We start from the raw sequence: 14,486 nt of genomic DNA on the forward strand, positions 1-14,486 counted from the left end.
AAATGACAATCATTAATTTAATGCAAGCTTATGAGCTAGACAAGCTTTCGAAATTAGATTTTACTAATGAGGATATTGTGCGCACATTGCGAACAGGGGATTTATCAGTTTGGCAAGAAAAATTACCAAACTATGAATTTTCCGAAACAATGGCACTTTTTCAAGAAGGGGAACAATTATTCTTGGACGCTTTGCAAGGTAACTACCGTATCAAATATGTAACTTTACCAGGCATTCAACGTTTACTATATCTTCGTTTCCAATTAGAAGAGGGTAAGGATTATCAATTATTAGAAACAGGCATTCAACACTTAACTTGCAATGAGGAAACTATCGAGAAGCTTCAACGTATGCTATCAACAAATTGGTCTCTAGGAAAACAAGTAGATGGGACGTATAGTATCTTTATTTCGTAAACGGATTTTGTCCTGGCGTAATTGACGCTTCGCTTTCTCACAGGTAAACAATGCGTCCGAAATTGACAAAAACCAAATAATTCCACGCGCGTTGTGAGAAGAATCGACATGTATGGTTACCCACCTTTTCGTTTTTCAAATCGTCTCACAGCACACAGTTCATTTAGTTCACTAAATTTAAATATTCATTTTTTTTGCGCTTTATGCCTGAAAAGTGAAATTTTCAAAAAAAACTTTATAAAAGGTGATTTTCTTGCTAAAAGAGAATCATCTTTTTTTGTCACTTATGCAACGAACGTACGTTCCTTTTAATAAAAAAGAGCACTTTTTTCATCATAAAGTTCCCAAATTTATATTTGGGAACGTTTTTTCGTGGTAAAATAGAGCAAATAGAGGTGATTTTATGGAAAAGCCTAAGCTGCCAAAAATAATGAGAGATTTCCTTGTTTATTTAACGACGATTAAAGGGAAGTCTCAACGCACTAGAAAAGAATACGAATATGATTTGACATTATTCTTCCGTTTTTACATAGCCATTCAGAATGAGCATGAACTATCAGATTTAACGAAGATAGATATTTCTACTTTTTCAATAGAAGAAATTCGAGAAATGACATTAGAAGATCTTTATTTATTTATGGAATATTGCGAGGTGCAACGTGGAAATTCTGCATCAGCGAGAGCACGTAAAGTAGCAACGTTGAAGTCATTTTTTAAATACCTGAAAGGGAAACGTCGTCTTATAGAGGAAAATCCGGCAGATGAATTAGAAACACCAAAAATCGGACGGAAAAGACCTATCTATATGAATATCGAGGAAGCGACGCAATTTATCGACGGGATCCAGCCAAATCGTGCTTCACCGAGAAACTACTGTATGATGATGTTTTTCTTAAATTTAGGAATTCGTGTAACAGAGCTTTGCCAGCTAAATAAGTCATCCATACAAGGGCGCTACTTAACAGTTGTTGGGAAAGGGAATAAAGAGCGGACTGTTTATTTGAATGATAGCTGTGTACAGGCACTTGCAGACTATGAAAATAGCGGAAAGACAACATATAAAGGTGAGGGAGAGGAGCCCCTATTCATCTCTCAAAAAGGAACACGATTTACTCGTCAAACCGTTGCAAAAATCGTTAAACGTATTAATCAACAATCTGGACTCCAAAAAGAACGACTGACGCCACATAAGTTACGACATACATCCGCAACAATGATGTATAAATCAGGAGCGGATATTCGAAGTCTTCAGCACATACTGGGTCACTCAAGTGTGGCAACAACACAAATCTATACACATATTGAAAATGAAGAGCTACAACATGTACTCGAAAATAATCCGTTCAATATTGTTCGAGCAAGATAATTTTCAAAATATTAAAGGGAAATCGCTTCATCTATAGAATACTTTACATTGTATGGAGCATATACAGAATAGGAATCAAAAATCGTTTGATAAGGGGAGTAGCTTATGAGTCAATTAATAAATGACCAACTATGTGAAACAAGAAATAACTTAGTAGAGGAGATCAAATTATTAAGTGATACTCAATTCAACGCTAAGCCTGATGCAAACAGTTGGAGTATAGCACAGGTTTGCCATCATTTAACTTTAACAGAGGCATCTTTTAAAAGACTGATTGCGTGGGCATTAAAACAAGAAGATAGTAAGCAAGCGGAACGTAAAAATATTCTTATTATCGCAGATAGAGCAAAGAAAGTTCCAGCACCAGAATTTGTTGTTCCAGCTGAAGACTTTTTTACAGTTCAGCAAATTATTGAGTTACTTGACGAATCGAGAGGAAAATTCACAGCATTCCTCGATACAATTGACGATCCATCTTTATTAGCAGAAAAATCCTATAAACATCCTTTTCTTGGCGATCTACCTCTCGATCAATGGGTAGAACTAGTTTCTATTCATGAACAACGACATATTGAACAAATAAAAGAAATCAAAGCATTCATAAAAGTTGAGCACTAATGTACTTCCTGGAGACTAAATACAAAGAATGAAAAAAGCAAACCTCGAAATTATATTAAAGAATTAATACAAAGAATGAAAAAAAGCGAAGCTCGATATTATATTAAAGAATTAATAATAGCGATTAAAAATTCAATCGCTTTAGAAATAATCTGGAACATTTTAATATTTATCCCTAAAATGATCTTCCGTTTATTGAAAAATTTATGGTGAATGGTCCAATTTCTCGATATAAATATTGAGAAATCGGGCTTTTTTTAATGCGTTTTTTTGAAAAATCAGACTCCCCGTATGCTTTTTGGAATTAAAAAACAAAAATTAAAAAAACTTTAGATGAGCATTTAGTATAATACAATGAGACTAAATGTTTTAATGAACTATTTGTGCAGGCTGGTTGGTTAAAGGTAAAAACATGATAAATACCATACTTAAAAAGGGAGAAATAAATGGGAAGTATTTTAAAACAACTTACTGAAATTAAAAGCGAATTAGAAAAGCCGTTTCCATCTAGAGATATGGAAAAAATAAAACAAGATTTTCGTGCAGAATTATTAACTTTATCAGATGACGAAAATGAACTAAAGTTTGATTTTAATGATTATTGTATGAATATAGCTGGAACTTTAAGCTATGTTTTAGCAGACGACATAACTAACATCCCGGAAAATCAAATTGAGATGTTACATAAATCTTTCTTTGATTACTATAAACAATATCGGTTTTTTGAAGACAAACTTGAAGCCTATAAAGATTTCTTTCAGGAATATAAAACCTTTGAACAAACCAGAAAGTTGTTATTACAACTATTAACTACATAAGCATTTCATATTGAGCTAACAATGCACTATTCACAGTGTAATCGCTTTATCACTAATAAGGCAGGCTAACTGACCTGCATCGTGGTGTTGCTGACGCTCGAGATATAGCGACATAGAAGAAGGAAAGGATAAAGAGACTTCCCTTCTTTTTTTCGTTTTATAGTATAATTATCATTATTTACTATTTTTAGTTAGGAGAAGTTATGAGAATTTATAAGTTAGTTATTCTATGTACTTCTATTATACTCTTAACAGGGTGTAATACATTTTCATCTAAAACAGAAGTACCCTCTAAAAATGCAACTTCAGAGGCTGTAAAAAATGAACCTGTTGTCTCGGATAGCACAACACATAAGGAGAAAGAAGATGAACCTGTTGTCGTAGATATCACTAATAAGGAAACTGACGATATATCAACAGGAAGTTCTCGCGCTATTGTAATTAATGAAGAAGTAGCGTCTCCACTTGGTGAAAGTAAATCATATTTTACTTATGAGTGGGATTTTCCATTTAAAATATCCGTAACCAATACTGGAACAAAAAGGTTTTACTACAAAATTCAAAATGTAGATAAAGAAGCAATAATTGCAAATGGTATTTTAAACGGCAACGAAAGTTTTGAAAAGTTATTTAAAGGATTTCCCAAAGGAGCTTATGTCATAACTTACCGAGTAACAGAGGAAGAGCCTCCAGTAGATATAAAACTAAAAGTAAAGGTAGAGTTACTTCCCTGAATTAAATATTCGATTTAAAGAGAGCCTGTTTTGATCAATCTTTTTCAAAACAATGGCTTTTGTTATTTCATTAAAGTAATACTTATTTTTAAATTGAAAGCTTGACGAAATGAATCATCTGTTATATATTAATAAAAAATAATAACAACTGTTATAAAACAGTTTGATTTTAGGAGGAATTCAAATGTCGAAGTATCGTGATGGTTATGAATTTTATTGTGAGATGTGTGAGCGTTATGGTTTAGAGCCAATTTCATTCCGCTATTATGTGTTACAGTTATCACAGCAGCAACTTTCAGCTTATAATATGCAAGCAAAACAATTAGGCATTTAAAAGGTTTAACATTAAAGGATGTGATTATAACGGACGCCGATGTGAATATTTTATGAAAAGCCCAGCCATACTAATTTAAATGGACTGGGCTTTCGATTATTTGAAAGAAATATCAGAAAATTCGTTGACGCAGTAACTAAACTGTTATATATTATTAAGAAATAACAAAACTGTTATATAACAACGGGAGAGGGATGCATATGTCTCATTATAAAACTGGCTATGAATTTTATCTTCATTCAGTAAAAGACTCCAAGCTTTGAAGGTATGAGATGTATGAGGTTGTCACTTCTTTGCAGTCAGTATCCAAATACTTACTGAATAAAAATAAATCCTCCGGCGGATGTCACGGATTTTCAAAGGAATGAATAAAGGTTGTTAGCCTAACACCTTCGCATCCTGCGAAAACGGCTAACTGACCTGCATCGTGCAGGCCTGAGCACAATTCAAAATCCGGACGCATTGTTTATCTGCGCGAAAGCGAAGCGTCAGCGGCAAATGTTTTCTGTAGCGAAAGCAAAGCGACAGCTACAATTACGCCAAGGCGAAATTGATTGAAGGAAGTGTGAACAATTTGATTTAGAACCGATCAATTTCTATTATTATGTCAATCAATTATTACAATAACAATTAGAAAATTATAATAAGGTTGCACAAACGAAAGGAAGTTATTAGGATGACAGAATATCGAGAAGGCTATGATTTTTATCGACAAGTATGTGAGAAACATGGCTTAGAGCCCATAAATATTCACTATTATATGTTGAACTTATCTCAGGAGCAACTAGATGCCTACAATGAACGAGCCAAAACATTGGGAGGTCCAATAGAATATGAAGTCTCGTAGCTTATAAAATACCTTACTGCCTAGTTATGACAGTAAGGTATTTTTGGTATATACCAAAAATACTGGAATTATTCAAGCGTTGTAAAATTACAGAAAATTCATACATTCGAAAGAAAAATAGGCTAAATATAACATATGATTAGTCTAAGGTAATTAAAGTTATTCTACAACAAGCGTTTTAAGTAAGTTAAAAGACCTTGTTTTCGGGGTCTGTTCTATTAAAAATCATCAAATATTGATTTGAATGTTTTAACATTTGGGTTGAATTAACTGCTTTTCTAATACTATAATATAATTACATAATAAAGGGCGATATCCCATAACTTTATACCCTACTTTTTATAAAACAAAAGTACCAAACCCTTCTAATGAACGGAGAATGTAAATGATGAATATCACGCCTAGTAGTATTAATCAAATTAACTATAGTCTGAAAGAATTACAAGATATTTTTTCTGCAATGAATAGTTCAATCATCGTAGCAATTACAGACCGAACTGGGAAAATTACGTTTGTTAATGATCATTTTTGCAAAATTTCTAAATATACTCGTGAAGAATTAGTAGGGCAAGATCACCGTTTACTGAATTCAGGTTACCATCCAAGATCTTTCTTTAGAGAGATGTGGAAAACGATAGGTAAAGGTGATATGTGGAATGGCGAGGTGTGTAATCGCGCGAAGGATGGCAGTCTATACTGGGTGAAGACAACGATTTTCCCTTTTCTTGATGACGATGGTAAACCGTATCAATATATTGCTATTCGAGTCGATATTACCGCACAAAAGGATATAAAAAAGATTACCCATATTGCTTATCACGATGAATTAACAGGGCTACCGAATCGTCGTAAGTTAGAGCAACGTTTAGAAAACGAGTTCCATCAATCTCGACGTACAGGCGAGAAGTTTGCGTTATTTTTCATTGATGTAAATCGTTTTAAAAACATTAACGATGGACTTGGTCATATTATCGGGGATATGTTCTTAGTGGAAATGGCGCATCGACTACGCAACATTGATTACACATCGAATTCTATCTACCGCCACAATAGTGATGAATTTGTGATTATACTAAACGATGTTGACCGTATTGAGGAGAAGGCTGAGGAAATAATTAGCGTCTTTAATGAGAGTTTTATTGTGAATACGTATGAATTTTACGCAAGTATTAGTATTGGAATTAGTATCTTTCCAGATCATGCAAACTCTGCGGAGGAATTATTGAAAAATGCGGATATCGCTATGTATGCTGCTAAATCTTCACGTGGTAATCAATATCGCTTATATCGTCCAAATATGGATGAAATCAATGATAAATGGCTATTACTTGAAACAAAATTACATCAAGCGTTAAAAAAAGATATTTTAGAATTACATTATCAACCAAAAATTGATTTAAAAACGAATACAGTGATTGGTATGGAGGCATTACTTCGCTGGCATGATCCTGTACTTGGTTATATACCACCGGATCACTTTATTCCATTTGCTGAGGAATGTGGGCTTATTAATGATATAGGGGTATGGGTGTTAAGAAAAGCATCTGCCCAGGCACGCACTTGGAACGAGGTACATAATTTAAACTTACGCGTTGCCGTAAACATTTCTCCGATTCATATTAGTACATCAGGCTTTGTCGAAATGGTACGCGAAATTATTACAGAAGCAAAAATAGATCCGCACTTATTAGAAATAGAAATTACAGAGATGAGTATGTTGGATTATACGGAAGACTTGATCAATACTATTAACCAATTAAGAACACTTGGTATTACGATTTCAATAGATGATTTCGGAACGGGTTACTCGTCGCTCAATTATTTAAAAACATTCCCCGTAGATGTTTTAAAAATAGATCGTACATTCGTCCGTGATATTTTGCCTGAAAAATCAGGCATTGCCATGATTTCAGCTATGATCTCTTTAGCGCATGCCCTAAATCTTCAAGTAGTAGCTGAAGGCGTTGAGGAAGAAGCAGAATTAAACGTGTTGCGTGAGCATGGCTGCGAGTACGTACAGGGTTATTATTTCAGTAAGCCACTATCGGTAGATGATTTTACGCAATTAATACTTGATAGTTCTATGTAAACAATAGGGAGGATCTTGTCTTAAGTTTAGGACAAAATCCTCCCTATTGTTTATAGTTATATGATTACGAAATGAAATTTTACAACAAAAGAAGAAAGAACAAATGAGTAGCGAGTGCTGCTCTTTCTCCTTTTTGAATAGCTGGCCATATGTTATTGCTCCGATAGCCTAACCGTAATTAACCGGAAATAATAACGATTTGCAAAATCAATTGGTGAAAAATCTTTTGTATTTTGAAAGTATCTTTTAGCTAGTAGAAGCAATTTGGCCCACCGGCAAGTAAAGTTAATTTTCTGATATTTCCCGAAAAATAATTTTAGTATTTGAAATTATTCAACTGTTTTGCTAAAGTTATATAAAATATAAGTTGATGATGTGGCCAAGTAAGGTAGAATTGTGAAACAGAGAATATAGCAATTGTTGAGAGCTATATCACCGCTTCTATCCGAAACCTACCACGGAGATGTTATGCAAACATAACCGAGTCGTTTTCGTTACAAAACGTTTGAGGGTTTTAAGATGTTCTTAAAACTAAATTCAAGGTGGTACCACGTTTATTCAGCACAAAGACGTCCTTATATTAGGACAACTTTGTGCTTTTTTATTTTTATTCACCGGGTGGCAAACACCTGATAGAAATGGAGGAAAGAACATGACAACACAACAAAACGATTTTTCAAAATGGTACATTGAGACAATTCAAAAGGCCGATTTAATGGATTATACACCGGTGCGTGGCTGTATCGCATTTAAACCAGACGGCTATGAAATTTGGGAACACATTCAGGCAGAGATGGACCGCCGTTTTAAAGAAACAGGCCATCGCAACGCTTATTTCCCTATGTTAATCCCTGAATCCTTCTTCCAAAAAGAAAAAGATCATATCGAAGGTTTCTCACCAGAGCTTCCTTGGGTAACGGAGGCAGCTGGCGAGAAATTAGAAGAACGTTTAGCACTTCGTCCAACCTCTGAAACAATGATTGGACATCTATATTCAAATTGGATTAAAAGTTATCGTGATTTGCCGGTTCTAATTAATCAATGGGCAAATGTTTTTCGCTGGGAAAAGAAAACACTTCCGTTCATTCGAACATCTGAATTTTTGTGGCAAGAGGGCCATACAGCACATGTTGATGAAGAAGATGCGCGTAAAGAAACAATGCAAATGCTAACGATCTATAAAGAGGTAGTCGAGGATTTACTTGCAATTCCTGTCTATGATGGACAAAAAACACCTTCAGAACGTTTTGCTGGAGCAGTTGATACATTTTCTATCGAAGCAATGATGAAAAATGGAAAGGCTGTACAAGCTGGGACTTCTCACTATTTAGGGACAAAGTTCGCTGAAGCCTTTGATATTAAGTATTTAAACAAAGCCAATCAACATGAACATGTACACACAACATCTTGGGGGACTTCCACACGCCTAATCGGTTCTGTCATTATGGTTCACGGTGATGAACAGGGACTTGTTTTACCGCCACGAATTGCACCAACCCAAGTTGTTTTAATACCTGTAGGCCCATGGAAAAAGAACCCTGAAATTATGGAGAAACTAGATGACATCTTCGCGGCCCTTAAGAAGAAGGGAATTCGAGTTCGTCTAGATGATTCGGACCAATCACCTGGCTTCAAATTTAACGAATGGGAATTAAAAGGTGTACCGATTCGTATTGAATTAGGACCTCGTGATTTAGAGAAAAATCAGGCATTGTTAAAAGCACGAGATGAAGATGAGAAGCAATCCATTGACCTGAATGATATTATCTCAGCCATTGAGGTAGAACTAACAACGATGCAAACTCGCTTATTTGAAAAGGCACGGACATTCCGTGATGAAAACGCTCATACAACGATCGATACACTGCAGGAATTACAGCAGCATATTAACACTTCCAAGGAAAATGGGTCTATTCCGGGCTGGATTCTTGCCGGATGGTGTGGAGATGAAGCATGCGAGGAAAAAGTGAAAGAAGAGACAAAATATACTTCTCGTAACATTCCGTTTAATCCACCAACTACGAAAACTACTTGTATTTGCTGTGGCAATGAAGCAAAGCATACAGTTTGGTTTGCTCGAGCATACTGAGTTGTCAAATCCTTGAAGACGGTGGTCATTTTATCGACAAGTGCTATTTGCGCTTGAATGCTCGTAATACAATTTCTGTAATGTCCTCTATACTCATACTGTGCCATGTGCATTTCCCTCTATGTTTGACTACGTGAGTAGAACAAACGTAGTAGGTATATTCTTTCAATTCTGTTTTTGTTTGTTTACGACTCGTTTTCCACTGCATCTCCAGCTGGAAATGCAGTGTTTTTATCTTGATTTTTTTCTGTGTTTTCAAAAAAATGCTAGTATGCTAGAATAAAAAACAGAACATATATTCTTTTTTTGTGGAGGGTGAAAACGATGAGTTATGATTTAATGGTCTTTGATAAAGAGCAAGCTCCAAACAATAAAGAAACATTTTTGCAATGGTATGATGAACAAACAAAATGGGCTGAACCACATGATTACGCGACAATAACAGTTACAACACTAGCTTTACAAAAATGGTATCAGGATATGTTGGAACAATTCCCCAATATGAATCTGGTGGATGAGGAATTATTGGATGAGGATGAAGATGACGAGTTAGTGAGTCGTTTGACTGAATATAGTATTGGTTATGCCATGATATACACAGCTTTTGCCTGGTCTGTAGCTGATGAAGCATATAGTACGATGAAGGAGCTTGCAAAAAAGCATGGAGTCGGTTTTTTTGATGTGAGTGGTGAGGGGGAGATTTTCTAATTCATTAAATTCTTTGTAGAAAGGTGGATAAGAAATGACAGAAAATCTTATTGCGCAATGGCAAGAGCAAAGAAAGTCGTTTGACGCAAAGAATGCCAAAGCAATTAACGCCATGCATAAGCTAAGGGAGCAAGTTCAAAAAGCGGAGCCAACAGAGGTGAATTTGCGCATGCTCGTCGAAATTTTCTGCATGTTGCAAATGTATGACGAGGCATACAAAATTTTTACATCCGTCATGGATTTACGCAATAAAAAAGATCAGAGAAAATACGGCGCGATTAAATATTGGATTGACAATCCACAAAATGTAAAGCCATTATTGCCAAGTGTCGTTCAGGAGGAAGCGGAGATGAAAATACCATTACCAACATTTAAATATATGCCGAATCCAATACAAGCGAACATTTTTAAAACGGGTGAATTAGTTGTTTGCGACTGCTGTGAGCAAGAAGTGGACATTTATTGTACAAAAGGCATTTATGCCATTGAAGAGGTGGAATATCTTTGTCCAAGCTGTATCCATAGTGGGCTGGCTGCGCAAAAATTTGATGGTCAATTTCAACAAGATTTATTAAATTCAGAGCTTGTGAAGAATGATGACTATACAGATGAAGTATTACATCGAACACCCGGATATATTAGTTGGCAAGGAAATGATTGGGTAGCCCATTGCACGGATTATTGCGCATTTATTGGTTATGTTGGCTGGCAAGAGCTAGTGGAGATGGGCATTACGGAGGAGTTTGAACATTTTAATGGTCATACTAAAGAAGAGCTAGCCGCTACTTTGCGAAATAATGGCTCGCATCAAGGTTATCTATTTCAATGCTTAGGATGTCAGCAATACATTCTGTACTCCGACTTTGATTAAATCTAGGTTACAATGGTGAAATATGGGGGAGTTGACCATATAGATCTAGAGAAAATGTACGAGAGCTACTACACTAGTTAGTGCGGAAGGTATTTAGAGGTACAAGGCTTGTCATTTCTTTTTCATTGGTATTTGTAGTGTCGTAACTTCATCCAATACCAAAATATAAGAGGAGGGCAAGCTTTTTTTGCTCAGACACTTAAACTTCAATGATTATTTATATATTTTTTGACAATACGAGTGGATAAAGAGTGGTGTATAGATGAAACAGAAAATCAAATTAGCCGTACATGACGCCTACACAGCTATGTATGAGACTCTAGAGGACGAACAAATATATGCAGTTGTGCTGGTGACAGACGGTGATTGTGGTAGCCTCTATTTAACAATGGGAACGGAAAAATCACTTCTTCAAATCGGAGAAAGTTATGAGGACAACCCAGAAAACTATCGCTTTTTGAAAGATGAATTTTTGCATGAAGATGATACAGACTTGTTACAAAAAGTGAGCCGTGAGCTATTAGATAGAGCATTAAATGCTGGTGAGCAATTTGCAGCACATAAAGTGGAAATTCATGAGGCAATGAGCAATACAATGTATGAATTAAAACAAGAAGGTGTTCTTGATGAAAGCATTTTTGCATTTATTTCGGTAACCGATGATGCTGACGAGGAAAGGTTGGAAATAACATCTGCCAAACGCTGTAATCCGAATCACCCATCGCTCCCTGCCTTTTTGCTTAACTGGCAGCAATAATTCAAAAGGATTATCCGAAGCCGTTTTCGGACGCCCCTTTTGTGATGAATAACTGCAGGAACTATGATTTCAGCGAAAATTTAATAGATAAGCTAGGGCTGTTAAAAAAGGTATCACTCTTTCTAAAGGGATGACAATACTGTGTTACGAAGCTGAGATAGTTTGTGTTTCTTACTTTAACTCTGCAAAATTTAGCGTAGGAACTGAAGCATTAGAAGATATTCAAGCGAAGAAATCATGATTGGTCTTTACTGATTTAGAAGATGAATTCGATGAGCACGATAATGAACTTGAAACGGTCGCATGAGATAGTATTGCTGAAACGGCTATGGATATATTGCAAGTATACAATATTGAGTTGGATTTAGAAGATGCATTAAGAGAGCGTGAATGGTAATAGAGGGAGGAGCTACGAATATGGAAAAATTACGCACAGTATTACATGATTTTGAACTTGAAGAAGCCGCGGACCAAATATTACAATTCGCTAAAAATTCAATTCGCGCTATAGCGACACCAACTGCGGATGCAGAAATTCGAATGGGTCATTCTAAAATTGGAGGAGCACCTGATACACCGACAGATTTTGTGTGGCCACAAACAAAGAGTGGGCAACCGCTCTATTTTCTTTGCCAGCTAAATTTAGCGGAGATAAAGCCTTTTGATTCGAATCATTTACTTCCAACAGAGGGGCTATTATCCTTTTTCTATGATGCTGTGGAACAGCCATGGGGTTATGATCCAAATGATGAAGATAGCTTTCATGTTTTCTACTTCACGCAAGCGAATTTTCAGAGAACGGAACAGCCCACAACTTTAAAGGAGTCTATTAATAGCGCGGTACTATCCTTTAAAAACGAATGGACACTGCCGTCATGGGAATCGCCGGATGGTCAAAAATTAACTGCACTTTTAACAGAAGAACAGGCAGATGCTTATGATGACTTCTTATGGAGAGATGAAACAGACATTACGGCACATCGCATTGACGGATATCCTAATACGATTCAAGGGGATATGTACTTGCAATGCGAGTTAGTTACGAACGGTTTGTATTGTGGCAATTCCACAGGCTACGAGCATCCTTTGCGCAAGGTGCTAGAACCTAACGTAAAAGATTGGCAACTACTATTACAGCTTGATTCTGAAGATGATCTCGGCTATATGTGGGGCGACAGTGGAAGACTATATTTCTGGATTCGCGAGCAAGATTGTAAAAATAAAGCCTTTGATAAAGTATGGGCCATTTTACAATGTTATTGAAAACTACTAGAAATTGTAGAAGTGAATTTGAAAAGTATTTCAAGATATAATTATAGGGGGACAAGCGAATGAAAGCCGAACAATTTATAGAAAACGAAGCATTATGGCAACAGCTAGCACAAGAGTTGCTTGAAAAGCAATATACAATTGATAAAGAGGGCCATTATCCTGCTAGCATTCGCACGACCTCTTTTACGCTTGATGCCTTCGTCTTAACAGAGGTACTTTGCCATTACCAACAGCTTGCATTATTAGACGTATTCCGTCAGGAGCTTGACTTTGAAACACAGCGCTACTGTCTTTCTCGCTTCACGCAAAAACAGAAATCTTTCGCTTATTTGCCATTGCTGCGCTATTATGCCATCAATTTAAGAAAATATGGTGCAAGCTTTGAATCGTTAACGGTTGAGGAATTATTGCGAACGATTAAGGAATTAGATACGGAAACGTATAACAGTTTACTCACAATTGGTTCTGGCGATTTGCCAATCAATAAGCAACGAGCTGAATCTGATCTTATTTATTGCTATGCAAATGATGTGCTGGCTACCATCTTGATTCATATTAAAGAAGAAACAGAGGAAGCGTATCGTGAAGCCATGCTCTATTTAAATACTTTATTGGAGGAGGATTTCCCGAAAAGCTACAGCATTTTATATGAAGGGGAAAGTGATTTACTACTGCAGATTGAGCGTTTACCTGTCACACCATCCCATCATTTTTTTGCAAAGGTGTTGAGCTATCCTAACCTACATGCCGCGCTTGTGGAATATAGCTACAAAGCAATGGCTGAGTATCATTTTTACGGGGATGTTGCGGATGAGGAAGCGGCAATGCCAAGCACGTTTGCCGTTTTTGGCCTTGGTTTATACGATAAAAGTTATAGCAAACTCATTATCGACTATATGGAAATATGCGATGCTGATCATTCACCACCAACTGAATATTTTGCGAAAGCTTATGTAGAAAGGTGGGGGTTAACACCTGAAACATTGCCAATCTTTGCTTACATTGTCGCAACCGTGCCAACTGTTCCATACGAACCTTTCTTTGAACAGGCGATGAATACGGATGAAAATTTACAATGGCTTGAAAAATATATGACAACGCCCTTTATCGAGCTTTGTCCAGTGATTTCACCTGAACAAAATGAACGTATGGAAGAATACAAGGATATGGATGTTGCATCATTACTATATGCATGCTTTGAGATTGTCCATTTGAATGACTTCACCAACCCGAAATTTTTGCGAATTTTATCGCCATATCGTGAACGTTTTGAGGAAATATTGAAGGAGCTCGTGTCATAACAATAGAAGAAAAAATCATACATTCGAACGAAAGAAACACTCGTTGATTTAGTTCATCAACGTTACAAGTAATTGAAGGAAAAGAATATATTTAATGATGAAACATCGGCATTTGTAAAAGAAGTCATAGCGATGCAAGGGGCACTGACTTTGCCGTTTAGTGATGAATTGATGGATATTGAAATATACGAATATAAGGATAGTCGTGGTTTTGGTGCAAAAATTAGCTACTTGTAGTTTGATAATTAAGAAATCACGATTGTCCT

The 14,486-nt window shown here is 36.1% G+C and carries 16 protein-coding genes and 1 other annotated feature; of the genes, 15 read left to right on the top strand and 1 reads right to left on the bottom strand.

Going from position 1 to position 14,486, the window contains the following annotated elements:
- The first annotated feature begins 2 nt into the window (after nt 1-2).
- From ACQKMI_RS11080 to proS, 9 genes are all read left to right on the top strand, one after another.
- Nucleotides 3-416, top strand: coding sequence for a hypothetical protein (locus ACQKMI_RS11080; RefSeq protein ID WP_427488834.1), 414 nt, complete (start codon nt 3-5; stop codon nt 414-416).
- A 403-nt stretch (nt 417-819) separates the two neighbouring features.
- The gene (locus tag ACQKMI_RS11085; RefSeq protein WP_427488836.1) at nt 820-1,782 is read left to right on the top strand and encodes a tyrosine recombinase XerC; all 963 of its coding nucleotides are present in this window, start codon (nt 820-822) and stop codon (nt 1,780-1,782) included.
- Nucleotides 1,783-1,887: 105 nt separating this feature from the next.
- Complete coding sequence (locus ACQKMI_RS11090; protein WP_427488837.1) at nt 1,888-2,400, top strand: DinB family protein; 513 nt, start codon at nt 1,888-1,890, stop codon at nt 2,398-2,400.
- Nucleotides 2,401-2,846: 446 nt separating this feature from the next.
- Entirely contained in the window at nt 2,847-3,218 is a 372-nt protein-coding gene (locus tag ACQKMI_RS11095; protein WP_427488839.1) for a YxiJ family protein, read from the top strand.
- A gap of 203 nt (nt 3,219-3,421) precedes the next feature.
- Complete coding sequence (locus ACQKMI_RS11100; protein ID WP_427488841.1) at nt 3,422-3,952, top strand: hypothetical protein; 531 nt, start codon at nt 3,422-3,424, stop codon at nt 3,950-3,952.
- 184 nt (nt 3,953-4,136) lie between these two features.
- Nucleotides 4,137-4,286, top strand: a complete 150-nt coding sequence (locus ACQKMI_RS11105; protein WP_004230023.1) for a hypothetical protein — start codon at nt 4,137-4,139, stop codon at nt 4,284-4,286.
- Between the two features lie 676 nt (nt 4,287-4,962).
- Entirely contained in the window at nt 4,963-5,133 is a 171-nt protein-coding gene (locus tag ACQKMI_RS11110; protein WP_427488843.1) for a transcriptional regulator, read from the top strand.
- Between the two features lie 385 nt (nt 5,134-5,518).
- A complete protein-coding gene (locus ACQKMI_RS11115; RefSeq protein ID WP_427488844.1) occupies nt 5,519-7,222 on the top strand; it encodes a putative bifunctional diguanylate cyclase/phosphodiesterase in 1,704 nt (567 codons plus the stop codon).
- Between the two features lie 361 nt (nt 7,223-7,583).
- Nucleotides 7,584-7,802: a binding site (T-box leader), on the top strand.
- A 72-nt stretch (nt 7,803-7,874) separates the two neighbouring features.
- A complete protein-coding gene (gene proS, locus ACQKMI_RS11120) occupies nt 7,875-9,311 on the top strand; it encodes a proline--tRNA ligase (RefSeq protein ID WP_427488846.1) in 1,437 nt (478 codons plus the stop codon).
- Nucleotides 9,312-9,354: 43 nt separating this feature from the next.
- On the opposite strand, the gene ACQKMI_RS11125 is transcribed toward proS, so the two are convergent.
- On the bottom strand, nt 9,355-9,519 hold the full coding sequence (locus ACQKMI_RS11125) for a zinc ribbon domain-containing protein (RefSeq protein ID WP_427488848.1): 165 nt from the start codon (nt 9,517-9,519) through the stop codon (nt 9,355-9,357).
- 116 nt (nt 9,520-9,635) lie between these two features.
- Here ACQKMI_RS11125 and ACQKMI_RS11130 point away from each other — a divergent pair, with 116 nt between their 5' ends.
- The 6 genes from ACQKMI_RS11130 (at nt 9,636) to ACQKMI_RS11155 (ending at nt 14,457) form a co-directional block, all read left to right on the top strand.
- Entirely contained in the window at nt 9,636-10,019 is a 384-nt protein-coding gene (locus ACQKMI_RS11130) for a hypothetical protein (RefSeq protein WP_427488850.1), read from the top strand.
- Between the two features lie 34 nt (nt 10,020-10,053).
- Nucleotides 10,054-10,890 carry a CbrC family protein gene (locus tag ACQKMI_RS11135; RefSeq protein WP_427488852.1) on the top strand — a complete coding sequence of 279 codons (837 nt, stop codon included), beginning with the start codon at nt 10,054-10,056 and terminating at the stop codon, nt 10,888-10,890.
- 262 nt (nt 10,891-11,152) lie between these two features.
- Nucleotides 11,153-11,647: a DUF4303 domain-containing protein gene (locus ACQKMI_RS11140; RefSeq protein ID WP_427488853.1), complete on the top strand. Its 495-nt coding sequence runs from the start codon at nt 11,153-11,155 to the stop codon at nt 11,645-11,647.
- A gap of 417 nt (nt 11,648-12,064) precedes the next feature.
- Nucleotides 12,065-12,910, top strand: a complete 846-nt coding sequence (locus ACQKMI_RS11145; RefSeq protein WP_427488855.1) for a YwqG family protein — start codon at nt 12,065-12,067, stop codon at nt 12,908-12,910.
- Between the two features lie 68 nt (nt 12,911-12,978).
- A complete protein-coding gene (locus ACQKMI_RS11150; RefSeq protein ID WP_427488857.1) occupies nt 12,979-14,220 on the top strand; it encodes a DUF6138 family protein in 1,242 nt (413 codons plus the stop codon).
- 72 nt (nt 14,221-14,292) lie between these two features.
- Nucleotides 14,293-14,457 carry a hypothetical protein gene (locus ACQKMI_RS11155; RefSeq protein ID WP_427488859.1) on the top strand — a complete coding sequence of 55 codons (165 nt, stop codon included), beginning with the start codon at nt 14,293-14,295 and terminating at the stop codon, nt 14,455-14,457.
- Nucleotides 14,458-14,486 lie beyond the last annotated feature (29 nt).

The sequence above is a fragment of the Lysinibacillus sp. NPDC097214 genome, from assembly GCF_050277945.1.
GTDB classification, from domain to species: Bacteria; Bacillota; Bacilli; order Bacillales_A; family Planococcaceae; genus Lysinibacillus; species Lysinibacillus xylanilyticus_B.